Raw genomic sequence first — 26,958 nt, 5'->3', positions numbered from 1 at the left:
CCATGCAAAACCGACGTACAGTTGTCTTTGTTTTTTGCGTTGCCATGTTGCTCACACCATGGGTGAGCGCGGCTGCTACGCTTACAACTGCGCAAACCACTCCTGAATATAGCCGCGTACTGTTCACTGGCTCCTCTCCTCAAACCATGCGCGTGGAGAGCCGAGGCAACGCCGTTATTCTAAATCTGGGCGAAGCAACGGGTGATGTGAGCGTGCTTCAAAGCAAACTCAAACCGCATGTGGTGAGTGTCGAGCGCTCGGCTGACGGCAAAGTAGTAACGCTCAACCTTGATAAATCCTACCGCGTGCGCCAATTTGTAAGCGGCAATAGCGTTGGTTTGGATATTATCACATCAACCCCAGCACCAATCTCGCCCTTCACCACCAAAGTTGCGACTGCGCCACCCACCGCCTCCTCCATTCTTTCGACTAAAGAACCTGCGGCCGCGCCGCAACCACAGGCCATTGAAACCCAACCTGTTGCGCCTGAACCAGTGAAACCAAAAGCTGCAGAAGCTGCACCCGTTTTACCTGAACCAGCACCTGCACCCAAGCCGCAGCCCGCCAAACCCGTTTTGAGCACGAAGCAAATTGAAGCTCCTAAGGTTGGAACGTTCACTACGAAAGAAGCGCCAGCTAAACCTAAACCAATAAATGAGCCCGCAAAACCTGTTGCTCGACCCATTGCACCACCCAAACCTGCGATGAGCGATGACGAGATCCAAAAAGCCTTTGTCGCAGACAGCCAACAAACCGATAAGAAACCACAAGCCACCGCCCCAGAGCCAATACCCGAAGTGATTGCACCTACGACGCAGTCATTCGTGCCTGAAGACATCATTGTTGGTGTGCGTAATGAGAAGGATGGGTTTGCAATCGATTTCCCATGGAGCGAGCGCGTTGCCACAGCCGTTTTCCAACGTAGCCGCGACATTTGGATTGTATTCAACAAGGAGTCACGCATCGACACCGCGCGCCTGCGCACAGTCCTTCCAACAAGCATCACGAACATCACGCGCTATAAAATGCCAGGCAACACCGTTATTAAGCTCGAAACGAATGGTAGCATTTTTCCTGCGGTGGAAAGCAAAAAAGGCACGTATCATTGGAGCGTGCATTTATTGCCAAGCGCAAGCCCTGCCCTAAAAGATGCGGCTATGGCCAGCAATGCCGACGCGCCAAAGCCACATTTGCTGTTCCAGGTATTTGATGTCGCCAATCCATTTAGTTTCTATGACCCATCGATTGGTGATCGCTGGTTGGTGGCACCACTTTACGAACCAGGCGTTGGCGTATCTAACCCACGTCGCTTCCCAGCATTTGATATTGTGCCATCCTCGCAAGGTATCGCGATCCTAACCCAGCGCCCTGAAATTGAATTCGAAAAAACTCGCTTAGGACTTAAGTTGGGAAGTGAAAAAGGCCTCAACATCTCGCGCGAACTTCCGTATGTCGCGGGCACGTCGCCGGTCAAAGGGTCATCAAGCACCACGAATGTGCTTCTGCCTTATGATCGTTGGTACGTTGAGCCTGGCAAGTTCCTTGATGCACGACGCAATATCATGGAACGCCTCCGAGACGCACCACGTGACATGCGTCCAGCCATTTTAACGGAGCTTGCCACCCTCTATCTAGGCCAAGGATTTGGCTTAGAAGCCGCAAGCATACTTGACGTTGTTGAGCGCCTATCTCCCACTTATTACGTGGATAAGAAACTCGCCGTTGTCAGGGCAGCAGCACATTTCATGGCAGGCCATATGGAGGATGCTGCCAAAGCCATCAAGTCCCCCGAGTTGGTGGGCGTTAAAGAAGCCGAATTGTGGAAAGACGCTATCGGACTGTTCATCCCCATGGAAGTTCGTGTCAGTGGTGCAGAAGTGACCGCGATTGAACCAACCATGGACCCCAACGCACCACTCACCCAGTCGGAGCAGGAAAAACTCGCCAACGAACAACTGAAGCAAATCGCGCTGAATGCAGCCATTGCCGCCAAGGGTTTTGATTATGTCGGCTACAATAACGATTACATTCGATACTATCCACCATCGACTCGCCAACGCTTGGGTATCATTGCTGCCAATGCCTATCTTGAACGCAGCAAGTATGGCAATGCCGTTAAAATATTTGATATCTTGAATAAAGAAGGGCTGCTTGAGCCTATCCAAACCGAGGCGGAATATGTACTGGGCGTCATCGCCGCCGAGCGCGATAAAATAGACGAAGCCCGCGCCACATGGGAACGTCTTGCAGATCAGGAGAAGAATCCGAAGATTCGCTTCAAAGCAGCTTATGATCTCATCAAACTCGATTTTGCCGAGGGTAAAATCGATCTTCCAGAAACCATTGAAAAAATAGAATCGCTGCGCATAACCTGGCGTGGTGATGCGCAAGAGCGCGACTTGCTCGAATATCTGGGCCAACTCTACGTCGATAATAAACAATACGACATGGCGCTGCGGATTTGGCGCGAGTTGACCAACTACTTCCCGACCGATCCAGAGGTGGTGGATATTACCACTCGCACTGCCGAACTATTCGAGCGCTTGTTCTATGACGGTCTGGCGGATGAACTGCCACCACTCAAATCCTTGGCGCTGTTTTATGAATTCCGCGAGCTAACGCCTATTGGTGAGAAGGGAAATGCCATTATTCAAAAGCTGGCTGACCGCTTGGCGGCCGTTGACCTGATTGATCGCGCCGCGCAATTGCTGGAGCACCAAATTAAATTCCGACTCGATGGAGAGGAACGCGCCCGTGTCGGCGCGCGCTTAGCCCTGCTCTACCTCATCGACCGTGAACCTCAAAAAGCGCTCGATACGTTGGAAATTACACATTACGGTGACATGCCAGATAATCTACGCTTCCAACGGCTTCGTTTATCTGCGCAGGCGCTCGCATCACTCGATAGGCTGGAAGAAGCGCTCGCTATCATGCACGCAGACCGCACCAAAGAAGGTGAGACGCTGCGTCTGGAGATTTTATGGAAGATGAAAGATTGGGCAAATGTCATCAACCAAGCAGAAGATATGATGGCCGCGCGCAAAGATTTAACAGCACCACTCAACGATACCGAGACAGATATTCTATTGAAGCTTGCCCTTGCCTATAGCTTCGAGAAAGACTTAACCCAGCTCAATTACCTGCGCGATTATTATACAACCCTCATGGAAGAAAGCCCTTACAAGGATATCTTCAGCTACATCACCAACAACACAGCCCCAATCGACCCAGAGGACTTTGCACTAGTGACACAGCAAATCAGCCGTACTGAGAGTTTCATGAAGCAGTTCCGTGATAAAATCGCTAAGGGGCAACTAAGTGAAGCGGTTAAATAAGGCGAATGGTTACGCTGCGTAGGCCGAAGGCCGAGCCACGAGCGCAGCGACGTGAGGGGGGTATGGGCGGCGGTACGCCCCCATCAGCGCCATAGGCGCCACTTAATTCTTACGCTCTTCGATCCGCACATCGACGCGGCTATATTCCGCATCAATCACGCTATCATCTTTTGCCGCGCCATAGCTTGGACGTGGATTAACAATTTCCTTACGCACCAAATACGACCAAATACGCAAGCCCACATATCCCGCCAGCAATACGCTGAACAGCACGATAGCAAATATGGCTGAAAGCCAGAACGCCCCAACTAATATCAATACAAAGAGGGCAAACCCCAGCAAATTGAACAATGCATTAAACACTATAACCCACCAAACGAGCGCACCAAGCTGCCCGCCACCATGTACCAACCATCCACCAGCACGAAGAAAATGAGCTTGAATGGCAAAGAAATTACCACAGGCGGCAACATCATCATGCCCATCGCCATGAGGATGGAAGCCACCAAAAGGTCGATGATCAGGAATGGAATAAAGATCAAAAATCCGATTTCAAATGCGCGGCGCAACTCACTGATCATGAATGCTGGAATCAGCACTTCATACGGGGTCATTTCAGGTTTCTCGACCTTGGTTTTGCTGATCGACATGAATAGATTGAGGTCTTTTTCCCGCGCATGGAATAACATGAATTTATGGAATGGCTCGGCGGCTTTCTTCATCGCCTCTTCTTCGCTGATGCGCTCTTCAACAAGCGGCAAGATACCTTCTTCATAGGAAGTTTTGAATGTCGGCGCCATGATGAAGAAAGTTAAGAACATGGAAAGCGCAATCAGAACTTGGTTAGGCGGCGTCGTTGCCGTACCTAGCGCGGTGCGCACAAAGGAAAGAACAATAATAATACGGGTAAATGACGTCACCATCAGCAGCAATGATGGCGCAATCGACAGCATGGTGATGAGCGCGACAATCTGAATCATCCGTGCAGTGGCCGAGCCACCACCCTCGCCCATATCCAGCGAGAGCTGCTGCGCAAAGGCGGCTGCTGGCAATGCCAACAACACAGCACCCAATGCCATGATCCAACGTTTATTTATCATCGCTACTCTCACGTGTTTCGATACAGGTGGCAGAATCGCCGCTTAGCAGCAAGACATATTCGCGTGTCTTATGCTTCACCACCACCAGCTTACGTCGCGCATCCAAATAAAGTGTATCGGTGACAGAAAGCGCTCCCGAGATACTGCGTGAACCACTGAGTTTTTTATCCAAGCCCAAGCGCTTTACAATATAGCTGGTCAGCCAAATAAGGCCTAACACAACCGCGAGGGAGAAAACAACTTGCGCAATATAGAGTGCGTCCATTAGCCCCCCTTCGGCTTATAGGCTTTTGCGGCAGCAGCCTGCTTGGCGAGCGTATTAATCTCGGCACGAACATCTAGCTTGGCCGCTTCAATGCGCGCTTGCAAATCATTCATATCCGCCAGTAATTCATTGAGCTTTACACCGTATAGCTTGGCTTCATCGGGCGTTAGTTTCATGACGCGGCCACAGAGATAGTCGATAAAATCATCAAGCCCTTTAAGTTCTAGAAAATCACGGCGATCGATAATCCCGTGCACTTCGTCAATATAAGCAGCGACTTGCTGGAACAACTCGTCAGGCGTTTTGTTATCATCGGGAATGGGCGGTATCGTCATGTCACGCTGCGCTGTTTATAAGATGCATTTGCTTGATACACATAGGTGAGGATTTCTGCAACCGCCGCAAACGCTTCAAGCGGGATGGGCGAATCCACATCCACCAGCGACAGAATTTCTACCAACTCAGCATCCTCACGCACTTTGATATTATTCGCAAACGCTACGGCAAGGATTTGCTCGGCCACTGCACCCTTACCACTTGCGGTAATGCGTGGCGCATCATCGGTCGCGCGGTCATATTCCAGCGCAACCGCTTTGGTTGTCTTCACCGCATCGTTTGGTGCGGCAGCGCCTTCGAGAATATTGATTTCGGATTCGTTATCGCTCACTTTTTCCCCAACTCGTCGAATGCTGACATATCAAACTCCACTTCCGCGAAGTCACCCTCTATGTCCATCCCCGATTGGGCAGCCGCCATGTTCTCGGCCATGATCTTTTCGTAGATCTCTTTGCGAAGCACCGTCGCATCCGGCGGGAAATCAAATCCCAATTTTACTGTCTTGCCACGAACTTCTATTACGGTCAGTTCAATGGAGTTATTGATGATAATCGATTCACCAATCTTTCGAGAAAGATAAAGCATAATGCACCTACTGGTTGCGTTGACCTAACTGGTATTTCTCTTATAGCACCACTCAATTCGCTAGGCTAGCGCAAATAGTTCTTGCAATATAGGTAATAATTTCCTATATTACACTTAACACCAAGAAGAAGCTAGACGTCGGTTGGCATTCCCCTTGCAAAGTATGCACTCAGAGGAGCTAAAAAAATGGACTATAACGACGTGACAATCATGAGTATGGCTAAGAACCATATGCGCTATCAAACGCAGCGCCAAAAAGTACTGTCAGAAAACATCGCGAATATTGATACTCCCGCTTACAAGGCGAAGGACTTGAAGCCCCTCGATTTCGGTAAAATAGCCGAGGCGGAATCCAAGCGCTTAGAAATGCGCGCCACCTCGCCTAAGCACATGGAAGGCGTTCACGCATTTGGTGGCCCCTTCCGCGAGGAAAAACTACGCGAGACCTATGAGACGACACCCACCAAAAACAATGTGGTGCTCGACGAGCAAATGGCCAATGTGAACACTACGCAGGCGCAGTTCCAACTTTCTTCATCGCTCTATCGGAAAATGAACGCCATGTTCCGTAGCGCGATTGGCAACCGATAGGTAATTTATGGATTTAATGGACACCATGGCTATCTCTGCATCGGGCATGAAAGCGCAGTCCGACCGCTTGCGCGTCGTATCCGAAAACATTGCCAACGCAGAATCAGTAGGTACGCGCCCAGGCGAGCAACCCTATCGCCGTAAAACAATTACATTTGAAAATCACCTCGACCGCGAAACAGGCGCACAGTTGGTGGATACAGGCAAAATCGGTTTTGATAACCGCACCAATTTCCAACGCCGCTATGACCCAAGCCACCCCGCCGCCGATGCACAAGGCTATGTCGAATTCCCTAACGTAAACCCCATCGCAGAGATGATGGACATGCGTGAGGCGCGCCGTGGATATGAAGCCAATCTGAACGTGATTGAATCGAGCAAGTCGATGCTTTCACAAACCATGAATTTACTGCGATAGGAGCTAATCAATGAGCATCACCAACGCCAATGTATCCAGCGCCATGAGTGCGTATAATAATGCGCTTAAAGTTGCAGACCGCATCCTAAGCCAAACATCGATTGCGCAACCTGAGCCACAAAAACCTATTGCTGGCCCAAGCTTCAGCGATCTCGTGGGCGGCGCCCTGAAAAATGCCGCAGCAAGCGGCTATAAAAGCGAGGCCACCTCGACCCGCGCACTAGCAGGTAAGGCCGACATTACAGACGTCGTCACCGCCGTATCGAATGCCGAAATCGCGCTGAACACTGTTGTGGCAGTGCGTGACCGCGTCATCAGCGCCTACCAAGACATCATCAAGATGCCGATATAATAGAATTGGTGTCAAAAAATTTTAGAATAAACTACCACTGACAAACAATTTTGGTTAAGCCATGAGCTTATGCAAGAAACCGAAGTCATAGATGTTGCGCGCGAAGCTTTGTGGACGATGATGATCGTCGGCTGGCCGATGATGATTACCGCGCTGATTGTCGGCCTTGCTGTATCGCTCTTTCAAGCACTCACTCAAATTCAGGAAATGACTCTGACCTTCGTACCGAAGGTGATTGCTATGGTCTTCATCATGATGCTCACCCTTCCCTTCATGCTCAACACCCTCAGGGATTTTAACAACAACCTCTACGAACGCATTGCGAACATAGAGTGATATGAGCTTCAACTTACTAGACCACTTCCTGCTTAGCCAAGTTTTCACGTTCATCTTGATTTTTTGCCGTCTTGGTAGCGCTATTATGGTGTTGCCAGCCTTTTCTGAAAACTATGTATCACCGCGCATCAGGCTCATGCTCGGCTTCGCGATGAGCGCGCTACTCACCCCCTTATTACAAAACATGGTTCCCGATGTTCCCAGCACCATGGGCGACATGCTCCTCCTCATCATTGCTGAAATTTTGGTGGGGGTGTTTCTAGGCTTGTTGGTACGGATGTTACTTTCCGCCATGCACGTCACAGGCACTATCATTGCGTCGCAATCCTCACTCGCGCTCGCCAGCGTGTTCGACGTAAGCCAAGGCGGACAATCCGCCATCGTCAGCAATTTCTTGTCGATCACCGCTATCACTTTATTTTTTGCACTTAACATGCACCACATCGTGTTCGCAGGGCTGGTAGATAGTTATCAGGTGTTTCAGGTTGGCAGCTTCCCCATCATCGATGATATGAGCCAAATGATGGTTCGCAAAGCGACGGATGCATTTATGGTCGGCGTACAACTCGCCGCACCACACCTTGTATTCTCACTCATTTTCTATCTAGTGGGCGGCTTGCTCACACGCTTGATGCCCAACTTCCAGATATTCTTCGTACTCGTTCCTCCACAAATTCTGCTTTCCGTGTTACTATTGATCATGCTGCTCTCATCAATGATGATGTTCTACATGACACATGTAGAAGATGAGCTCATGAACCTGACAGGAGGCCTGTAATGGCTGAAGAAAGTCAGGATGAATCCTCTAAAACCGAAGAACCCACGCAACGGAAACTCGACGAAGCCCGCAAGAAAGGTCAAATCCCTGCCTCGCGTGAGGTGAACCACCTCTTCATGCTTCTAGCATTTACTTTTGTGGTGGTTGGGCTTGGCCCCTCATTGTTAGAGCAAGCAGGCAGCATTCTTGCCCCGTTCATTACGCAGCCCGACATGCTAGAGGTAAGCGGCCTAGCATTCGAAGATCAAATGAAAGAGCTGATGACCAATGTCGCCATTCTACTCGTATTGCCGATGTTCCTATTCATTCTCGCTGCGTTTGCGCCCAGCGTTGTGCAGAACAAATTCGTTGTCAGCACCGAACACATCAAACCCAAGTTTGAAAAGATCTCGCCCATGGCAGGCCTTAAGCGGTTGCTTGGCATGCGCGCCATCATCGAATTTATCAAGAACCTGCTTAAAATATCGATAGTGGGCATTGCCTGCGTCTTGGCAATTCTTCCTTTCACTGACCATTTTGCTGTGCTTCTAAATTCTGGCTTAAAAGAAGCTTTGCATTTTGCGCGCATGTTGGTGCTACGCATGCTCATTACCGTAACCTGCATCATCTTCTTGTTGGCGATTGTCGATTTTATCTATCAGCGCTTCATGATGCTCAAACAAATGCGCATGACCAAGCAAGAAGTGAAAGACGAATATAAACAGCAAGAAGGCGACCCGCACGTGAAGGCTAAGGTGAAACAACTTCGCCGCGATCGCGCCCGTAAACGCATGATGGCCAATGTGCCAAAGGCAGATGTTATCATCACCAACCCAACCCACTATGCAATTGCATTGGAATATGACCCAGCCACCATGAAAGCACCCAAGCTAACGGCCAAAGGCGTTGATCTGGTCGCCAAGCGTATTCGTGAAGCTGCTGAAAAACATAAAGTGCCGATTATCCGCAACCCGCCCTTGGCGCGGATTTTATACGACACCACCGATATCGACGAAGAAGTACCCTATGAGCATTATCAAGCGGTCGCGAAAATCATCGGCTACGTCTACAAACTCAAGGGCAAACAACCCAAAAAGCGTGATGATAAATCCGCAAATCCCTTTCAGAACGTGAAGATGAAGAAGAAGTAACTCTAGCCTCTGGAGCGCCTGCGGTTGTTAGAAGGTGCAGGTGGTGCTGGTGGCCTATCATCCGTGCGGCCCCTCAATTCAGGCCCTGGAAGCGAATCAAGATACGCGTCCTCAATTGGCGTTGGGGTAATTGTTCTAGCTGTTTGAATGCCTAAAAAACTTCTACCTATTTCTACAGAATTAGCCCGACTAGTATCTACTTCACCAATCCTTACTTTATCCTGCATATGAAGAAATACTGTCTCCAAGTCCGCATTCGGGATTATATTTCCATCAATGACTAGGCTTCCAGTAAAGCCAGGACCAATCGTCAAAACATCGCGTTCTGCTCCAGACCCTGATTCGAAAATTAATAAATCAACGCCATCACGTGTAACGCTGCGATAGGTAATTTCACCTGCGGTTATATCTGCCATAACGTTCCATAAATTTATGAGCTCTGAGTCATTATCGCTCTGAAATCGTTAATATTTCATTATAAAACCACCAAATTGATACTTTAGGGCAACCCAATAGCTCTAGAATTACCTTAGCGACAGTTTCGCTATGATTTTGATTGCCTTAGAAAATAAGCCCCCTAAACTGCCCTTCATGCGCTTTTCGGACGAAGATTTTAACACACCCAGCCTAATCGAGTTCATGCCGCGCGAGCGCGGAAAACAAATTTGGCGCATTATCATCGCCTTCGCGGTAGTTACCACCATCATCATACTCATCAATTTTTCGCCCAAAACAATGGGTGGCAACGGCATCACCAGCTTAATCACGATTTTGGCGGCTGCATCACTGTGCTTCTATGTAGTGCTACGCAAGCAACAAAGCCTCGACCTTGTCATGATGACGGAATTCCAAAACATGCTGTTTGCGCAAGCAGCCGCGCTTGGCTCAAACTTCTGTATGTTTGTGAAGCGCGACGGCACTATTGAATACGCGAATGAAGGTGTAAAAAACCTGCTACCGCATTATTCGCACGGCGAAGCGCACGCACTGGAAGCACTGCTCAATATGTCCAACGTCAATAAAACGGATATTGATCGCCTCATGGGCGCGATCATCAGTGGTCAGCGCGACCGCCTGATTTTCCCAATCGTAACGAATGACAATAAAGTGCACGAATACATCCTGACCGTGGAACCCCTCACCCGCCCTGCGGGTTATACGGTGGTGCGTGGTCGTGAGTACCGTGATCATCGCGCTGGCTCCGTCGTGATGCCAGAAGTGCTACGCTCCACATCTGCCGAGAAGGTGGACCATCTGCTTACCCATAGCGGTATTCCGCACTACATCGTCAATGAGTATGGAAAATTTGAATATGTAAACCCAGTGTTCGAGCAAGCACTTGGCTACCGCGCAGGCGAAGTGATCGACAGCCGCTTGAGCTTTTATCACGTGATTTACCAGCTTAAAGGCCAGCCTGTTACCGAAGACTTCAAACTCGGCGATATGCTGGAGCACGCAACCTTGCAGCAAAAAAGTGGCGCACTCATACCTGCCGCTATCAAGCAAACCGCTATCCGCGACGAAAATGGCAAAGTCATCGGCGCAACGGGAAGTATTGTACTAGGCAATGGTTGAAATGGTCGCGCAGAGAGGCTTGCAATTCAGCTCCGCCAATCCTACGGGATTGGACATTAACAGCTTCATTGAAAAATCCCCTATCGCGGCAGTACATCTTGACCCGCAAGGCTATATTGTTGAGGCCAACACTGCATTCTTGAAGCTATTCCAGCACACCATTCCACTGAACCGCCCCAGCAAACTACTCGATTTAATCGACAGTGACGACAGGCCAAAATTTACTGAAGCGTTAGAAAAAACCTTCCGCGACCATGCGGAATTGCCGCCATTATCGCTCACCATTCGCTTGAGTAACGGCGCAACGGTTGTTGCCTACACCTATATCAGTCTTATGCAACCTGAGGACAAGCAAAAGCCCGTTCTCTTCTTGCACATGGTCGATCAAACGGAGCAGAAGAACCTCGAATTACGTTTTGCCCACTCGCAAAAGATGCAGGCCGTCGGCCAACTTGCAGGCGGCGTTGCGCACGACTTCAATAACCTACTCACTGCGATGATTGGCTTCTGCGATCTGCTGCTTATGCGCCACCCTGCGGGTGACCCCAGCTTCGCCGATATTATGCAGGTGAAGCAGAACGCCAACCGCGCCGCAAACTTGGTGCGCCAACTTCTTGCCTTCTCACGCCGCCAAACATTGCAGCCCAAAATGCTCGACATGACCGACGTGTTGGCAGAATTGAGCAACCTTATTCGCCGTTTGATCGGTGAGAATATTACTATGAATATGCAGCATGGTCGTGACTTGGGCCTCGTGAAGGCCGACCAAGGGCAGCTTGAGCAAGTCATCATCAACCTTGCCGTTAATGCGCGCGACGCGATGAAGGACGGCGGCAGCCTCTCCATTCGCACTTCGGCTATCACTATCAAAGCGGGTGAGCCGATGGACCGCAAACTCATTCCCCCCACCGATGATGAGGTGATTATCCCAGGCGATTACGTGCTCGTCGAAGTAGAGGATACAGGAACTGGTATCCCGCAAGAGATTATCAAAAACATCTTCGAACCTTTCTTCTCCACCAAGGAAGTAGGTAGTGGCACAGGCCTCGGCCTTGCGACCTGTTATGGTATCATCAAGCAAACAGGCGGCTATATTTACGTGAAAAGCACACCAGGCGCTGGCACGAATTTCCATTTGTTCCTGAAACGCTTCATGCCTGACACGGCGGTCGAGAAACACACCGAAGTCGCTGAAGAAAAAACCACGGGTGACTTAACAGGCAAAGCAACCATTATGCTGGTGGAAGACGAAACACCGGTGCGCATTTTCGCAGCACGCGCCCTACGTAACAAAGGTTATGAAGTGCTCGAAGCAGATAGCGGTGAGAACGCCATCGAGGTGTTCAACGACCACGTAGGCCCCATTGACTTGATCATCTCCGACGTGGTGATGCCTGGCATGAATGGCCCGAAAATGATTCAGCACCTTGAAAACAACCATACGGAGCGTATGAAGGCGATCAAGGTTGTCTTTATATCAGGTTACGCCGAGGACGCCTTTATCGACACATTCGGCCCAGATCGTAGCTTTAATTTCCTCCCCAAACCCTTTACCCTCAAGCAGTTAGCCAGCAAAGTCAAAGAGGTGCTTGATGGTAATGCAGCCTCCGCATAAGATGATATCTATGCGTGGTTTCTCACTTGTTGAGCTCTCAATAGTTCTTGTCATCCTTGGTCTGCTTACGGGTGGTATCTTAGCGGGACGGTCGCTCATCCGCGCAGCTGAGCTCCGCTCAATGCCAACAGAAGTCCACAAATACAATGCGGCTATGATGGCCTTTCGTGATAAGTATTTCGCACTGCCAGGTGATATGCGTAATGCCGTAAGGTTCTGGGGTGCGCAGGCAGGCGGCGCCGCAGATGGCACAGATGCGGCATGCCAAGCTTTGGATTTCTCAAGCCCCGCTACAACCCAAGCGACCTGCAATGGCAACGGTGATGGTATGATCGGATGGCTGGAATCTTGGCGCGCATGGCAACAATTGGCAAATGCAGGACTGATCGAAGGAACCTACACGGGCGTTCCAGGCCTGTTGGCCGACACCACTTGGGGAACGCCCGGACTGAATATACCACGCTCGAAAGTCGACCCGAATGGTGGTTATACCTATACATGGCAGGGCTCGGTAGCGGTTGGTAATCCAAGCCTATTCGCAGGTAATTATGGCAATATGCTGCGTTACGGTGGACAAAATGGTGTGGATCAGGCCGGCTACTTGCTGGCGCAGGAGGCATGGAACATCGACACGAAGATGGATGATGGCAAGCCTTCAACAGGCAATATGCGTGGCCCTAAGAACGCATCACGTCCGAACTGTGTGTCAACCGATGTTGAAACTACTGCGGAATATCAACTTACTACCACGATTAAGCAGTGTAACCTGTTCTTTATTTCTGGTTTCTAGCACCCATCGGACGGCAGCTCCGTCGCAACTGCCTGAGTTTTCACACAATCTTCACATTATCCAATAGCACCATAGGCTAGACTCTACACTGGAGTAGTATCGTATGGCCGAAGACTTCTGGCAGAATCTGGTGAGAGGCGCACAACAGCTTATGGATGAGCTGTCGGGAAAATCGCACGCCATGGCCAGCCAGCGCACTATTCCTGTTCGCGCAATTCTCAGCGATTTTGATGATGTGATTGGCGATAACGAATCCATCATCCATCGTTCCTACGACCAGTTACGCACCGAACTTGCGGGTAAAATCGACTTGCCCGATTACTCGGTAGCCAGAAACTATAAGCACCACCCCAAACAATTTCTCGACCATGAATTGGAAGACTTTAGCCACCGCGAAAAAACCATTGTCTATACGATGGGGCGCCACATTTATGAAAGCATCCCTATGCAATTAGTTGATGGGGCTGCAGAAACCTTGGCTACCTATCACGCCAACAGAAAGCCATGGGCAGTGGTTAGCAATAATCATATGACACATAAGCGTTGGCACGAGACTGGATTAGACAAACTCTACCCGCACGTTCCCGTCTTTGATAACGCCCATAAACCCTCCGAGAAATCACTGGCTAAAGCACTGATAAAATTGGGGCAGCCAGCAGGTTCAGATGTCATCATGGTCGATGAAAATTGGAAAGGCCTCTACGCCGCAGCGAAGCTGGGTCTAACCCCTGTATATATTGGGGAAACACCACATTTGGTACTGCCTATTGTTGAACAAGAATGTAAACTTAACAACATCCCCGTCCCCAATATTCAGATTGTGCGCAACCAAACTGAGCTGCAACAGCTTGTAGTAAATGGTATAAATGTCGCACCTCATGTTGCGCATCAGCACCGCTAAAATAGTAGTGGATAAGCCATTTTCCCGTTGAAGGCCTATCAAGGCAGGTGTAGCTTCTATCCATCATTTAAGGGAGCTATAGACATGTCATCAAAAGAAACAGCAATCAAACCAGCCGAAAAGAAAAAAGCACTCGAAGGTGCGCTCGCGCAAATCGAAAAAGCCTTTGGTAAAGGCTCAATCATGAAATTATCGAACCAAGAACAGAACACCGCAATGGAAGTGATTTCCACCGGTTCGCTGGGTCTTGATATTGCACTCGGCGTGGGCGGTATTCCCAAAGGCCGCATCATTGAAATTTATGGCCCAGAATCATCGGGTAAAACCACCCTCACCCTTCACGCAATTGCCGAATGCCAAAAAGCTGGCGGCACCTGCGCATTCGTGGATGCTGAGCACGCGCTCGACCCATCCTACGCGAAAAAACTCGGCGTGAATGTCGACGAATTGTTGATCTCACAACCAGACTCTGGCGAACAGGCACTTGAAATCGCAGATACGCTCGTGCGTTCCGGCGCAATTGACATGGTGATTATCGACTCTGTGGCAGCACTCGTTCCTAAAGCCGAACTCGAAGGCGAAATGGGTGACGCAACCATGGGCGCGCAAGCACGCCTCATGAGCCAAGCGCTGCGCAAACTCACCGGCACGGTGAACCGCACCAATTGCACGGTGATTTTCATCAACCAGATTCGCCAAAAAATCGGCGTGATGTTCGGCAACCCTGAAACCACCACGGGTGGTAACGCGCTGAAGTTCTACGCCTCCGTGCGTATGGATATTCGCCGCATCGGTGCGCTGAAAGAGAAAGACGAAGTCATCGGCAACCTGACCCGCGTGAAAGTGGTAAAGAACAAAGTGTCGCCACCCTTCAAAGTGGTGGATTTCGATATTCTCTACGGCCACGGCATCTCGAAAGAGGGCGAGCTGATTGATATGGGTGTAAAAGCAGGCGTGATTGAAAAATCAGGTTCGTGGTTTGCATTCAAAGACCAGCGTATCGGCCAAGGCAAAGAGAACACCCGCCAGTACTTCAAGGATAATCCAAAAGCTGCCGCAGAGGTGGAAAAGGCAATTCGCGCTAAATCCGCACAGCTTTCCGCAGCGCTTGAGGGCACCCCTTCGGACGAAGCAGACGAGAAAGAAACCGCCGACGCGGCTTAATTCTAATGATTTCACTAAATATTAACGCCTCCAATGTATATTGGGGGCGTTATGTTGTTTGATCTCACGCAACTAATTTACCGAGCGCAGAATGACGGCGATGATCAGTCGTTCTATTTCGTGCTGAACGATTTATACGACCAGCACCCCGAACGCTTTGGTGATGCTTCAACTCAAGAGCAACTCAAATCAGAAATACAAGAGGCCATCAATACACGCCTTGAGGATTACCCTTTCAGCAATTATCGTTTTGTCAAAGACCTCGTACGCATTTTTCAGGCTCATAACGTGAATCCATTATCAGACACGTCAATCGCCTACATCTCTCCTTATGCTTATATGCAAGATACATTCGGCCCGTTAATCAACATGTGTGCTTCCTATACGGAGACAGGCACATGCGAGCATCTCTACACTCACAATGCCGATCAAGTAACGGGCGGAAAGAAGGTCGATTATGTTATTTCAGGTAACGTCATTAATCATTACCATAATACTACACCACTAGACACGCTCATTGCTTGCGGCATGATGCTCAAAAAGGACGGACGTGCCATTCACCTTATAGACTATGGGCCTGGTGTTATTGATGAGTCTGCTCCTGACGAGAAAGATACGATTGCCCTACAGACTTCTTATGAAAAAGCAGGTCAGCAGCTACTCCATTTCTACCCAGAGAATATGGGTCGTTATGACCGTTTAGGAACCCGCGCAATCGTACTGCGACAAGCACAAGAGCTAGAATTTGCACCTATAGGCTCTATCACTCAAGAGCGTGAAATAGGCAGCACGACCGTCTCTAAGGAAACCAATAGAATAGAGTAAACTACCGTCCTGCGGTGGTGTTATCTCTTGCAATTCCAGTTATTTAACGCCAAATAGTCAGCATGCAATCTGTATCTGACATCCGCAAAGCGTTTCTCGATTATTTCGAAAGCAAAGGGCACAACGTGCTGCCCTCCAGCGCGCTTGTACCGCATAACGACCCGACATTGATGTTCACCAGCGCTGGCATGGTGCCTTTCAAGAATTACTTTAACGGCACAGAGAAACCGCCTGTGCCACGTGTCACCACCAGCCAAAAATGCGTGCGCGCCGGTGGCAAGCATAACGACTTAGAAAACGTAGGCTACACCGCGCGCCACCATACGTTCTTCGAGATGCTCGGTAACTTCAGCTTCGGCGACTACTTCAAAGAGGGCGCCATTACCCACGCGTGGGAACTCGTCACAAAGGTCTATGGCCTGCCGAAAGATAAACTCGGTGTAACCGTTTACCATACGGACGACGAAGCCTTCGAGCTTTGGAAAAAAATTGCAGGCCTGCCTGAAAGCCAGATTCTGCGTGTGCCGACGGACGATAATTTCTGGTCCGCAGGCGATACAGGACCTTGCGGCCCCTGCTCCGAAATTTTCTACGACCACGGCGTAGGCAAGGGAAAATGGGCGCTCGACGCCACAGGTCACGATATGTTCGGCGAACGTTTCGTAGAAATCTGGAACCTCGTCTTCATGCAATATGATGCGCAGGCAGACGGTTCGCGCATCAACCTGCCTAAACCTTCGATCGATACGGGCTCTGGCCTTGAGCGTGTCTCTGCCGTACTGCAAGGCGTGCATGACAATTACGACATTGATTTATTCAAGACCATCATTGCCGCTTCAGTCGACCTCACTGGCAACAATGATACGAACATGCGTGCAAGCCACCGCGTGATTGCTGACCATTTGCGTGCATCTAGCTTCCTGATTGCGGACGGCGTGCTGCCCTCCAACGAAGGGCGTGGCTATGTGCTTCGCCGCATCATGCGCCGCGCAATGCGCCACGCCCACATGCTTGGCTGCAAAGAACCACTCATGCATAAGCTCGTGCCCACACTCGTGAATCTCATGGGCGCTGCCTACCCAGAGCTTGGCCGCGCACAAACGACTATCATCGAAACACTGCGCCTAGAAGAGGAACGCTTCAAACAAACGCTCGAACGCGGCTTGAAGTTGCTGGAAGAAGAGAAAGCGCAAACCAAAGGGAATAGCTTTAGTGGCGAGACCGCCTTCAAACTCTATGACACGTACGGCTTCCCGCTCGATCTGACGCAGGACATTCTGCGTGCCGACAGCATTACGGTGGATACAGCAGGCTTCGACAAAGAAATGGCCGCACAGCGCCAGCGCGCCCGTGAAGCCCACAAAGGCTCGGGCGATGTGGCAACTTCTGCCATCTGGTTCGACATCAAAGATAAAAAAGGCGCTACTGACTTCCTCGGTTACAAAATGACGGAAGCGCAGGCAGAGATTGTCGCACTCATAAAAGACGGCAAAGAAGTTAGCGAACTCAAGAAGGGTGAAAAAGGTTCGTTGATCGTGAACCAAACGCCATTCTATGGTGAATCAGGCGGGCAGATTGGCGATACGGGTACAATAGAAACCAAAGCTGGCAAAGCTATTGTCACCGATACTAGCAAACCCTTGGACGCGTTTCATGTACATGCCGTTGACGTGCAAGATGGTGAATTCAAAGTGGGCGACACAGTCGAACTGAAAGTGGATGTGGCGCGCCGCAACCGCATTCGCGCCAATCACTCGGCGACCCACCTGCTCCATGCCGTATTGCGCAAACAGCTTGGCGAACACATCACCCAAAAAGGTTCGCTCGTGGCAGAGGATAGGCTGCGCTTCGATATCACCAACCCTAAAGCGATTAGCCGCGAAGAGCTTGCCGCAGCAGAGAGCGAGGTAAATCGCCTCGTCTGGCAAGACACCCCAGCTACCACCAAACTCATGACGCCTGATGAGGCGATTAAAGCGGGTGCAATGGCGCTGTTCGGCGAAAAATATGGCGACGAAGTGCGCGTACTCAGCATGGGCGAAAATGATTACTCCGTCGAATTATGCGGCGGCACACACGTATCGCGCACAGGTGAAATCGGCCTATTCAAAATTATGTCGGAAGGCTCGGTTTCCTCTGGCGTGCGCCGTATTGAGGCCACCACAGGCGAAGGTGTTCGCAGCTTTGTGATTGAGCAATTGAACAAACAGAATGAACAACTACAGACTCTACTCAAAGAGAATATGCGACTGGTCGGCGAATTGAAAAAAGCTAGCACCGTGAAAGCAGAAGCACCTGCTATCAGCACCATCGAGAAAGCAGCACTCAAAGACGTCGTCGCCCTTTTCCAAACCGAAAGCGACAAACTGCAACTCACCATCCAAGCGATGACGGAAGAGAACAAGAAGCTCACCAAAGAATTGGCCGAGTCAAAAAAACAAGCAGCCATGAGCGATGGTGGTGGCGAAGTAAGCACTGAGCATGTCGGCAATACGAAACTTACGTTTAAGGTTTTTGGCGAACTGGATGCTAAATCTCTCAGAGACTTAGCAAACAATCTTCAGAAACAACATGAAGACGCTGTGGTGGTCGTTGCCTCACAATTTGAGGGTAAGGCAAACATCATCGTCGCCGTTGGTAAAAACGCCAAAGCTGATGCACCCACACTCGTGCGCGCAGCTTCTGCTGCGGTCGGCGGCCAAGGCGGTGGTGGCAAACCAGACTTCGCGCAAGCGGGTGGCCCTGAAGGTGACAAGCTCGACGCAGCGATCGAAGCGATCAAATCACAACTTGCCGCATGAACTATTGGCTCCTCAAATCCGAACCTTCCGCTTGGTCGTGGGACGAACAGGTGAAAGCTGGCACGAAAGGCACGTTCTGGAGCGGCGTTCGCAACCACCTCGCCAAGAAGCACCTGATGGCGATGAAAAAGGGCGACCTCGCATTCTTCTATCACTCCAATGATGGCAAAGAGATTGTCGGCATCGTCGAAATTATTAAGGAGCATTACCCCGACCCCACCGCCGAGGCAGGCGAGCCTTGGGTGGTGGTGGACGTGAAGGCACGCAAACCTCTCAAACACCCATTCACCCTTGCGCAAGCAAAGGCCGACCCGAAACTCGCCAACATGTCGCTGCTTACCTCTGCGCGCCTGTCCGTCCAGCCCGTCACAAAGACGGAGTGGGAACATATCGTGAAAATGGCTAGCTAGCGCGGCTTAAAAGTGACGTTCATCATTTATTAAGCATTCTGGTGCTATACAGGGCGCGAATTTGTGGCGCAAAAACGCCATATAATTATACTCGCAAGCAATAAAAACATTACAGGGAGTTTCCTATGTCCGCCGTTGTTCAGCTCAACAAAAACACTGCTGCAAAACCCATCACGGTAGCATATGGCGACGGTATCGGCCCTGAAATCATGGAAGCAACGCTGAAAATCCTCGCTGAGGCACGCGTTCCTCTCAAAATCGAAACGATTGAAGTCGGTCAGAAGTTCTATGAAAAAGGCGTGACCACAGGCATTCCACCCGCAGCGTGGGACTCTATCCGCAGCACCAAAACCTTGCTCAAAGCCCCCATCACCACCCCACAAGGTGGCGGCTATAAATCACTCAACGTGACCATGCGCAAATCGCTCGGCCTTTATGCTAACGTGCGCCCATGCGTTGCCTACCCTCCCTATATCAAATCCATGCACCCAAATATGGACATGGTGATTATCCGCGAAAACGAGGAAGATTTGTACGCGGGTATCGAATACCGCCAAACGCATGACGCGTTCCAGTCGGTAAAAATCATTACGCGTTCGGGCTCGGAGCGTATCATGCGCTACGCCTTCGAATACGCGGTGAATAACGGTCGCAAGAAAGTGACCTGTATGTCGAAAGACAACATCATGAAACTCACCGACGGTGCGTTCCATGACGCTTTCACACGCATTGCGGCGGAATATCCGCAAATCGAGAATGAGCATTACATCGTCGATATTGGCTCGGCGCGCATTGCGTCCAAACCACATTTGTTTGACGTGATCGTTACCGAGAACCTCTTTGGTGATATCATCTCCGACATCGCGGCAGAGGTTTCAGGTTCAGTTGGTATTGCTGGTTCATCGAACGTCGGTGCGAACTACGCAATGTTCGAGGCGATTCACGGCTCCGCACCCGATATTGCTGGCAAAAACATCGCCAACCCTTCAGGTCTCCTACAAGGCGCGCTGATGATGCTCTCGCATCTCGGCTTGGCAGAGGATGCAAACAAAATCCAGAACGCGTGGCTCAAGACGATTGAAGATGGTCTGCACACTGCCGACATCTACGGCGAGATGAGCAAAGCCAAACTTGGCACCAAAGAATTCGCTAACGAAGTCGTGGCGCGTTTGGGTGAAACACCAACCAAATTCCGCCCCGCCAATTTCAAAGCGGGCAAGGAAATCAAGATTCACGCTGTCATGGCTCCGCAAAAAGAGAAGCGTGAGCTGGTCGGCGCAGACTTGTTCATGCAATTCACGGGCAAAGATATTAACGAGCTTGGTACGGCGCTCGAGAAACTCTCGAACGACAATCTGCAGCTTCAGTTGATTTCATGTAAGGGCTTAAAGGTCTGGCCAAACATCGTCACCGAGATGGATGTGACCGACCGTTTCCGCGCCCGTTACCTGCCAAAAGAAGGTAAAACCGTGACGCTAGCAGACATCGCCGATATGCTGAAACGCGCCTCGGACCAAGGAATTGACTTCCTCAAAGTCGAAACCCTTTACAAATTCGATGGCAAACCAGGTTACAGCGCCTCACAAGGCGAATAATGCAGCTGGCGGTCACCATGGGCATTATGCTTTCAGTTTTGACTTTGAATACAGCCATCTCCAATTCGGCTCATGATGGTGGATCTGCTCTATCTTGGTTTCCAGGCGGAGCTTCGAATGAAAACAACATAAAGATTATTAAAGACTGCTTAGATAATAACGCAGATAAAAAGAAAGCATGTTCCGATCTCAAATTGGAATCCAACGCAGCAAATTGGGGAGGTAGAGCCGCTCAATTTGCTAATGAATGGTCAATGATTGGGCAGGAGTATCTTGAACAAATCGTCAAAGAAAATCCTGATAAAGCAAAACTAATCCATAAAACTCAGGTTAGTTGGTACACCTACATCAGCAATACATGTGAGCTAGGAAGCCAGCTAGCAACGTATCAGGATGATGACGAAAACGGCAACCATCCGCCATTTTATGATTGGGTAACTAATATAAGCTGTATTTATGACCTTACTATGGATCGAGTTATCTCATTACACACTTGGACTAAGAACCTAAAACACAACTAATCTATTGATATTTATATGATTTTATTTTGTGCGCTGTGCCACGGAAACTTAACGAATTGTTAACCATCCTCATGCAGAATGCCCGCCTATGACGAATTTAGCACCATTGCTTGTAAACAACGGCTACGCAGCCTCTGCTGCGGAGGCGGTGGCTTCTGCAAAGATTGCCGAAACCGCGTCATTGGCACGCGAACGCATTACCGCAATCGTTCATAACTATTACATGCAATATCTGGCCCTTCAACTGTCGCGCTATAAGTTCGATTTGAATCGCCCACGTATTGCGCCAGCAGAACTCATTAAAGCGGAAGCGTTGATTAAAGGCGTATTGGGCAACGAACCGCTCGATAACCCACGACTGGCAAATATCTTGGAATCCGTCATCAGTGACATACTGGCACAACACAATGCCAACCCTATGCTTTGGGAAGAACTCTATAACTACCGCTACCAGACCGACGAAGGCGTGGTCATTCGCGGAGCAGATATCGTAAAAGCGCTGCTACGTTCGAACAGTCTGCATTACGGCACAAAGGCGGATATGTATATCCACCACTATAATGATACCGAATATCGCACGATTTCGATGCACCATGTCATGGCACGTGTGCTCAGCACGCTACGCGTTGCAGTTAAGGGCGTAAATAGCTACGGCATCGCGATTGAGAAAGAGGATGTGGAGCGCCTGCGTAACCTTGCTACACGCCTTACAGCAGTGCGTGACAGCCAGTCGCGCAGCCTGTTTCAACAAAATGGCCACCATCAGGTAAAAGAGAATCTAAAATTGCTCTTCCGCGAATTGCTCAGCCCAAGCACCGACTTATTCAGCGTTTACACACTGAACAGCAAACTCGTTCAGGATAATTTCAACCCTTCGATGTATAACAACGAATGGCGTGGCCTGTTGAATGAAATGCAAGAAGGTCTTGAGTGGATCGCTACACCCTACGCACGGGTGAATCACCACCACGCTGTTCACTAATCACAATATCCGCAACGCTCTAGTAACGCACGCATCGCATCGGGAATCGGCGCGACAACTTCTATGGGCGCATGTTTTGCTGGCAAAGCGATCGCACGCGCATGCAGCATGGTCGTAAAATGCTTTGCGTCATAGGAACCCTCGACGCCATAAAACGGGTCACCCACAAGTGGGCAGCCCAGTGCATACGCCGCATGGACACGAATCTGGTGCGTACGGCCTGTTTGGGGCGAAAACTCAACCCAAGAAATACCATCACCTTTGCCGAGTACACGATATTCGGTAATGGCCTCCTGCCCTGCATCATCAAGGATGATACGCCAGCGCGAGCCCTTACCCGTTTTCAAAATGGAGCGATTGATGATGCCCGCATCCTCCGCAGGCGCGCCAACCACGACCGCCCAGTAGGTTTTATCGATTTTACCTTCCGCAAATTGCTTGCCCAAACGCTTGAGGGCTTCTTTGGTGCGCCCAAGCACCAAACAGCCAGAGGTTTCGCGGTCCAATCGGTGTGCGAGCCACGGCGCATGCTGCAAATCGAATTTTAATTGGTCAAAAAACTGTTCAAGCGCTGTGCCTGCATGTGCACCAATATGCACGGGAATGCCCGACGGTTTATCGATAACAATAACGCCATCGTCTTTGTAAAGAACACGCTTGCTCAACGCACCGCGATTCAATTCCTGAATTAAGTCTTTTTTGGGAGTCACTGGGTAACAACCGTGCCATTGGGCACGTTCTTGGTAACGGTTACACCCGCACCAATGACGCAGGCATGACCAATCGTAATGCCCTGTATGACAATCGCACCCGCGCCAATATGCGTGAGGCTACCAACGGTCACATTGCCACATAAAATAGCCCCTGGCGCAACGTGCGTGTGTTCGCCAATCGTTACATCATGATCAATCGAAGCATTGGTGTTGATGATAGAACCAGCACCAATCACCGCATATGGCTGAAGCGTTGCGCCCGCCATAATCTGCGCACCGTGGTGAATCTTCACCTCAGGCATAATATTCGCATTCGGCGCAATGACTGACTCCATACGCAAACCAAGCGCTTCATAACGTGCCGTAGCAGCCGCGCGAACCTCTAAGCCGCTTCCTTGGCGACTGGCGCGATTACCGACACCATTAATAAGCTGGAACTGACCTTTTTCGATGATAAATTTACCGTCCGTTCCAAGCACGGGCGCATCCATCATACTATTACCAACAATGCTTTCATCCTGCGTGAGGATGCCGTGCACCTGTTCGCCCATCAGGCGCAATACGCCTAAAAGCACACGCGTGTGCCCGCCGCCGCCAATCAGGATATAAGGTAAATCAGCCATTCGTCGAACATAGCGTAGCGGATGCACATTGACAAATAGTCCCTCAAGCCCTACCCCAAACCCATGCAAAAGCTCATAAAACGTGGCTTCGATATCGCGGTAGCGCTCGCATTAGGCGTAGTCTTGTCGCCAGTCCTACTCGCTCTCTATTTTCTGGTGAAGTCGCGCTTGGGCGCACCTGTATTCTTCACCCAAACACGAATTGGTATGGGCGAGAAGCCTTTCACCCTGATCAAATTCCGCACGATGCGTGACGGCGCGGGTAGCGACGCAGAACGTTTAACACCGTTTGGTAAAATGCTCCGCGCGACCAGCCTCGACGAATTGCCAGAACTTTGGAATATCCTGACAGGCGATATGAGCATTGTGGGCCCGCGCCCGCTTTTGCCCGAATACTTGCCCTACTACACCGAAGAGGAAAAGCAGCGCCATGCGATGCGCCCAGGTATTACGGGACTTGCGCAAGTCTGCGGCCGCAACGCTACCACATGGGAAGACAGATTGCGCTATGACCGCGAATATGTGCGTGACTTTAGCCTGATGAGCGATTTGTGGATTTTATGGCGTACCGTAATAGTTGTGTTAAAACGTGAAGGCATCTCGGCCGATGGCCACGTCACCATGCCGCGATTTGATGATTACCGCAAAGGAACGCAATGACCACAGAACGCATATTTCTCTCTCCCCCACATATGGGTGGCAATGAAGAAGCATATGTCAGCGAAGCCTTCGCGAGTAATTACATCGCGCCCCTTGGCCCTATGGTCGATCGATTCGAGCAAGAATTTTCCAAGATTTCTGGCCTGCCCTATTGTGTTGCCTTAACAAGCGGCACCGCCGCACTGCACCTTGCATTGCGCTGCTATGGCGTAGGCGCGGGCGACAGGGTCTATGCCTCGTCCCTTACCTTTATCGGCTCGGTAACCCCCATTTTATTCCAGAACGCGACTCCACTATTCATAGACGCAGATCCGAACACATGGAACATGGATATCGGCCTGCTTGAAGAGCAACTCAAGAAGGACAAAAAAGCGAATAAACTGCCCAAAGCAGTAATACCTACCGATCTGTACGGCCAAGCCTGCGATGTCGATGCCGTGCGCACACTCTGCGACGAATACGGCGTAAAACTAATTATCGACGCGGCAGAATCTGTTGGCTCTACCTACAAAAATAGACATGCGGGCGATGGGGCGCATGCAGCAGCATTCTCATTCAATGGCAATAAAATCATCACCACAAGTGGTGGTGGTATGCTGGCCAGTACCGATAAAAAACTAATCGACGAGGCTCGCAATCTTTCGCAACAAGCGCGTGAGCCTGCAGCGCATTACGAGCACACCACGTACGGTTACAACTACCGTATGAGCAACATCGTTGCAGCGATTGGCGTTGGCCAACTTGAAGTGCTGCCTGCACGCGTGCAACGCCGCCGCGAGATTTTCGAATATTATGAGCGTCACCTGACACAATCAGGCATTGGTTTCATGCCAGAAGCCGCTACTGGCCAAAGCAACCGTTGGCTCAGCGTCATTACGGTGAATGCTAAGGAATTTGGCGCAGATCGCGAAACGATTCGCACGGAACTTGAGAAACACAATATCGAATCCCGCCCCATGTGGAAGCCAATGCACTTGCAGCCAGTATTCAAAGGCGCAGAAATGGTCGGCGGTAAGGTGAGTGAAGCATTATTCAATGATGGGCTTTGCCTACCTTCAGGCACAGCGATGAGCGACGCGACGCTTCAGAAAATCGTCGATATTATCAAAGTTCTAGCTAAGTAACTTCAACAGCTTTTCTGCCGCATCGCGCTCAGCAGTCTTCTTGCTGGTTGCCGTTGCCTGCTGTGCTGCTTGACCTTGCAAGCGTACCTCAATCGTGAATTGCGGCGCATGCGCTGGCCCTGTTTCACTGACCAACACATATTCTGGCAACGCTAGTCCCTTCGCCTGCGCCCATTCCTGAAGCGCAGTCTTGGGGTCTTTGGGCGGCGCTGCCATCTGCAAGGCACGCTTACCCCAGTATTTCTCGATAAAATGACGTGCAGGCTCTAAACCCTGATCAAGGTAGATTGCGCCAATGAGCGCTTCACACGCATCCTCAAGGTTGGAGGGATTATCGCGCCCACCGTGGTCTTCCTCGCTCTGCGCTAGCACCAGATAATCGCCCAGCTTTAGCTCGCGCGCAATCTCTGCCAAGGTAGCGCCATTCACCAGCGCAACTTCACGCTTGCTTAAATCACCCTCTGCCTCATGCGGGAAGTGATGATAGAGCATCTCAGAAATCACTAAGCCTAATACGGAATCACCCAAGAATTCGAGGCGCTGATTACTAAACGGCGAGCCATCAGGAAAAGCTTGGCCAGTCGAACGATGGGTAAAAGCGCGCTTGAGCAACGTAATATCCGCAAAACGCAGACCCAAATTGCGCTGCAAACCATCTAGTTGCGCATCACTCAACATAGCGCACCCAACGGTCATGGTTTATCCATTTCCAAAATTCCCAGAAGCGCGCATGCGTATTGAATGACACAAAAATCAGATCCGCACGGCCAATTAAGTTTTCGGCAGGTACAAAGCCTGGGCCATCCACTGCGTAACGGCTATCCACCGAATTATCACGATTATCACCCATGAAAAAGTAGTGCCCCTCAGGCACTTCATAGGCAGCCGTATTATCGGAATCGAATCCCGTCGCATCCATATTGCCATAAGGCCGCTCGTCGAGCACCACGTGCTTGACGCCATTAGGTAGTGTTTCGATATAACGACGCACAGACTTCACGGAACCATCTTCCTGCACTTCGTTGTAATCCTCAGTACGCTCAAGCTTCACAGCCTCACCATTAATATGCAGGATGCCGTCAATCACCTGAATCGTATCACCTGGCAAGCCCACCAAACGCTTGATGTAATCAATCCCCGTATTATTGGGCAAACGGAAGACGATCACATCCCCGCGCTTGGGCGTTTCTTCCATGATGCGACCATCAAAATAATTAAACACCGTGCCGAACGGGAAAGAATAGCGGCCATAACCATACGACGTTTTGGAGACAAAAATATAATCACCTATTTGCAGGGTCGATAGCATGGAGCCAGAAGGAATGTGGAACGGCTCAAAGGCTAGTGAGCGGAATACGAGTGCTAACAATACTGCGTAACTGAAAGAACGAATCATCCCGAACGTAGATTCTTTTTTAGGTTCATCATTCATG

Annotated in this window: 31 protein-coding genes; 20 read left to right on the top strand and 11 right to left on the bottom strand. The window is 50.3% G+C overall.

The annotated features are described in order from the left end of the window. The first annotated feature begins 44 nt into the window (after positions 1-44). Positions 45-3,335 carry a hypothetical protein gene (locus J0M34_01515; protein MBN8542924.1) on the top strand — a complete coding sequence of 1,097 codons (3,291 nt, stop codon included), beginning with the start codon at positions 45-47 and terminating at the stop codon, positions 3,333-3,335. Between the two features lie 102 nt (positions 3,336-3,437). On the opposite strand, the gene J0M34_01510 is transcribed toward J0M34_01515, so the two are convergent. The 6 genes from J0M34_01510 to csrA are packed head-to-tail and all read right to left on the bottom strand — an operon-like array spanning position 3,438 to position 5,621. Beyond that, positions 3,438-3,698, bottom strand: a complete 261-nt coding sequence (locus J0M34_01510; protein ID MBN8542923.1) for a hypothetical protein — start codon at positions 3,696-3,698, stop codon at positions 3,438-3,440. Beyond that, positions 3,698-4,435 carry a flagellar type III secretion system pore protein FliP gene (fliP, locus tag J0M34_01505; GenBank protein MBN8542922.1) on the bottom strand — a complete coding sequence of 246 codons (738 nt, stop codon included), beginning with the start codon at positions 4,433-4,435 and terminating at the stop codon, positions 3,698-3,700. The genes J0M34_01510 and fliP overlap by 1 nt, the downstream gene beginning before the upstream one ends. Beyond that, on the bottom strand, positions 4,425-4,700 hold the full coding sequence (locus tag J0M34_01500) for a FliO/MopB family protein (GenBank protein ID MBN8542921.1): 276 nt from the start codon (positions 4,698-4,700) through the stop codon (positions 4,425-4,427). The genes fliP and J0M34_01500 overlap by 11 nt, the downstream gene beginning before the upstream one ends. Continuing rightward, positions 4,700-5,035: a hypothetical protein gene (locus J0M34_01495; protein ID MBN8542920.1), complete on the bottom strand. Its 336-nt coding sequence runs from the start codon at positions 5,033-5,035 to the stop codon at positions 4,700-4,702. The genes J0M34_01500 and J0M34_01495 overlap by 1 nt, the downstream gene beginning before the upstream one ends. Beyond that, the gene (locus J0M34_01490) at positions 5,032-5,340 is read right to left on the bottom strand and encodes an EscU/YscU/HrcU family type III secretion system export apparatus switch protein (protein ID MBN8542919.1); all 309 of its coding nucleotides are present in this window, start codon (positions 5,338-5,340) and stop codon (positions 5,032-5,034) included. Before J0M34_01490 ends, J0M34_01495 begins: the two co-directional genes overlap by 4 nt. A gap of 23 nt (positions 5,341-5,363) precedes the next feature. After that, on the bottom strand, positions 5,364-5,621 hold the full coding sequence (csrA, locus tag J0M34_01485) for a carbon storage regulator CsrA (GenBank protein ID MBN8542918.1): 258 nt from the start codon (positions 5,619-5,621) through the stop codon (positions 5,364-5,366). A gap of 186 nt (positions 5,622-5,807) precedes the next feature. On the opposite strand from csrA, the gene flgB reads away from it, so the two are divergent. The 6 genes from flgB (at position 5,808) to flhB (ending at position 9,226) form a co-directional block, all read left to right on the top strand. Continuing rightward, positions 5,808-6,212 (top strand): flagellar basal body rod protein FlgB, encoded by a 405-nt coding sequence (gene flgB, locus J0M34_01480; GenBank protein MBN8542917.1) that lies wholly within the window; start codon positions 5,808-5,810, stop codon positions 6,210-6,212. A 7-nt stretch (positions 6,213-6,219) separates the two neighbouring features. Then, entirely contained in the window at positions 6,220-6,630 is a 411-nt protein-coding gene (gene flgC / locus J0M34_01475; protein MBN8542916.1) for a flagellar basal body rod protein FlgC, read from the top strand. Between the two features lie 43 nt (positions 6,631-6,673). After that, a complete protein-coding gene (locus tag J0M34_01470; protein MBN8542915.1) occupies positions 6,674-6,982 on the top strand; it encodes a flagellar hook-basal body complex protein FliE in 309 nt (102 codons plus the stop codon). Positions 6,983-7,051: 69 nt separating this feature from the next. After that, on the top strand, positions 7,052-7,318 hold the full coding sequence (gene fliQ, locus J0M34_01465) for a flagellar biosynthesis protein FliQ (protein MBN8542914.1): 267 nt from the start codon (positions 7,052-7,054) through the stop codon (positions 7,316-7,318). Position 7,319: 1 nt separating this feature from the next. Next, positions 7,320-8,096 (top strand): flagellar biosynthetic protein FliR, encoded by a 777-nt coding sequence (fliR, locus tag J0M34_01460; protein ID MBN8542913.1) that lies wholly within the window; start codon positions 7,320-7,322, stop codon positions 8,094-8,096. Next, positions 8,096-9,226, top strand: coding sequence for a flagellar biosynthesis protein FlhB (gene flhB, locus J0M34_01455; GenBank protein MBN8542912.1), 1,131 nt, complete (start codon positions 8,096-8,098; stop codon positions 9,224-9,226). The genes fliR and flhB overlap by 1 nt, the downstream gene beginning before the upstream one ends. Positions 9,227-9,228: 2 nt before the next feature. On the opposite strand, the gene J0M34_01450 is transcribed toward flhB, so the two are convergent. Next, the gene (locus tag J0M34_01450; protein MBN8542911.1) at positions 9,229-9,642 is read right to left on the bottom strand and encodes a hypothetical protein; all 414 of its coding nucleotides are present in this window, start codon (positions 9,640-9,642) and stop codon (positions 9,229-9,231) included. 130 nt (positions 9,643-9,772) lie between these two features. Between J0M34_01450 and J0M34_01445 the strand changes: the two genes are divergently transcribed. The 11 genes from J0M34_01445 (at position 9,773) to J0M34_01395 (ending at position 22,405) form a co-directional block, all read left to right on the top strand. Next, the gene (locus J0M34_01445) at positions 9,773-10,801 is read left to right on the top strand and encodes a PAS domain-containing protein (protein MBN8542910.1); all 1,029 of its coding nucleotides are present in this window, start codon (positions 9,773-9,775) and stop codon (positions 10,799-10,801) included. Next, positions 10,794-12,416: a response regulator gene (locus J0M34_01440; GenBank protein ID MBN8542909.1), complete on the top strand. Its 1,623-nt coding sequence runs from the start codon at positions 10,794-10,796 to the stop codon at positions 12,414-12,416. The genes J0M34_01445 and J0M34_01440 overlap by 8 nt, the downstream gene beginning before the upstream one ends. Positions 12,417-12,426: 10 nt before the next feature. After that, positions 12,427-13,206, top strand: coding sequence for a prepilin-type N-terminal cleavage/methylation domain-containing protein (locus J0M34_01435; protein MBN8542908.1), 780 nt, complete (start codon positions 12,427-12,429; stop codon positions 13,204-13,206). Between the two features lie 103 nt (positions 13,207-13,309). Next, positions 13,310-14,107, top strand: a complete 798-nt coding sequence (locus J0M34_01430; GenBank protein MBN8542907.1) for an HAD hydrolase-like protein — start codon at positions 13,310-13,312, stop codon at positions 14,105-14,107. A gap of 105 nt (positions 14,108-14,212) precedes the next feature. Continuing rightward, complete coding sequence (gene recA / locus J0M34_01425; GenBank protein MBN8542906.1) at positions 14,213-15,271, top strand: recombinase RecA; 1,059 nt, start codon at positions 14,213-14,215, stop codon at positions 15,269-15,271. A 51-nt stretch (positions 15,272-15,322) separates the two neighbouring features. After that, positions 15,323-16,096, top strand: a complete 774-nt coding sequence (locus J0M34_01420; protein MBN8542905.1) for a hypothetical protein — start codon at positions 15,323-15,325, stop codon at positions 16,094-16,096. A 62-nt stretch (positions 16,097-16,158) separates the two neighbouring features. Beyond that, positions 16,159-18,897, top strand: coding sequence for an alanine--tRNA ligase (gene alaS / locus J0M34_01415; GenBank protein MBN8542904.1), 2,739 nt, complete (start codon positions 16,159-16,161; stop codon positions 18,895-18,897). Beyond that, positions 18,894-19,307, top strand: a complete 414-nt coding sequence (locus J0M34_01410; protein MBN8542903.1) for an EVE domain-containing protein — start codon at positions 18,894-18,896, stop codon at positions 19,305-19,307. Before alaS ends, J0M34_01410 begins: the two co-directional genes overlap by 4 nt. A gap of 125 nt (positions 19,308-19,432) precedes the next feature. Beyond that, positions 19,433-20,902, top strand: coding sequence for an NADP-dependent isocitrate dehydrogenase (locus tag J0M34_01405; GenBank protein MBN8542902.1), 1,470 nt, complete (start codon positions 19,433-19,435; stop codon positions 20,900-20,902). Beyond that, positions 20,902-21,423 carry a hypothetical protein gene (locus tag J0M34_01400; GenBank protein ID MBN8542901.1) on the top strand — a complete coding sequence of 174 codons (522 nt, stop codon included), beginning with the start codon at positions 20,902-20,904 and terminating at the stop codon, positions 21,421-21,423. The genes J0M34_01405 and J0M34_01400 overlap by 1 nt, the downstream gene beginning before the upstream one ends. An 88-nt stretch (positions 21,424-21,511) precedes the next feature. After that, positions 21,512-22,405: a hypothetical protein gene (locus tag J0M34_01395; GenBank protein MBN8542900.1), complete on the top strand. Its 894-nt coding sequence runs from the start codon at positions 21,512-21,514 to the stop codon at positions 22,403-22,405. On the opposite strand, the gene J0M34_01390 is transcribed toward J0M34_01395, so the two are convergent. Continuing rightward, on the bottom strand, positions 22,402-23,085 hold the full coding sequence (locus J0M34_01390) for an RNA pseudouridine synthase (protein MBN8542899.1): 684 nt from the start codon (positions 23,083-23,085) through the stop codon (positions 22,402-22,404). The two genes, J0M34_01395 and J0M34_01390, sit on opposite strands and share 4 nt — an antisense overlap. 26 nt (positions 23,086-23,111) lie before the next feature. After that, a complete protein-coding gene (locus J0M34_01385) occupies positions 23,112-23,741 on the bottom strand; it encodes a NeuD/PglB/VioB family sugar acetyltransferase (GenBank protein MBN8542898.1) in 630 nt (209 codons plus the stop codon). A 63-nt stretch (positions 23,742-23,804) separates the two neighbouring features. On the opposite strand from J0M34_01385, the gene J0M34_01380 reads away from it, so the two are divergent. Both J0M34_01380 and J0M34_01375 read left to right on the top strand, forming a co-directional pair. After that, the gene (locus tag J0M34_01380; GenBank protein ID MBN8542897.1) at positions 23,805-24,401 is read left to right on the top strand and encodes a sugar transferase; all 597 of its coding nucleotides are present in this window, start codon (positions 23,805-23,807) and stop codon (positions 24,399-24,401) included. After that, positions 24,398-25,525, top strand: a complete 1,128-nt coding sequence (locus J0M34_01375; GenBank protein MBN8542896.1) for an aminotransferase class I/II-fold pyridoxal phosphate-dependent enzyme — start codon at positions 24,398-24,400, stop codon at positions 25,523-25,525. Before J0M34_01380 ends, J0M34_01375 begins: the two co-directional genes overlap by 4 nt. Here the strand turns inward: J0M34_01375 and rnc are convergent. After that, positions 25,514-26,203 (bottom strand): ribonuclease III, encoded by a 690-nt coding sequence (gene rnc / locus J0M34_01370; protein ID MBN8542895.1) that lies wholly within the window; start codon positions 26,201-26,203, stop codon positions 25,514-25,516. The two genes, J0M34_01375 and rnc, sit on opposite strands and share 12 nt — an antisense overlap. Next, on the bottom strand, positions 26,193-26,957 hold the full coding sequence (lepB, locus tag J0M34_01365) for a signal peptidase I (GenBank protein ID MBN8542894.1): 765 nt from the start codon (positions 26,955-26,957) through the stop codon (positions 26,193-26,195). Before lepB ends, rnc begins: the two co-directional genes overlap by 11 nt. Between the last annotated feature and the right edge of the window lies 1 nt (position 26,958).

This window comes from Alphaproteobacteria bacterium (assembly GCA_017302575.1).
In the GTDB taxonomy this organism is placed as follows: Bacteria; Pseudomonadota; Alphaproteobacteria; order Rickettsiales; family UBA3002; genus JAFLDD01.
This window is presented reverse-complemented; position numbering and strand designations above follow the sequence as displayed.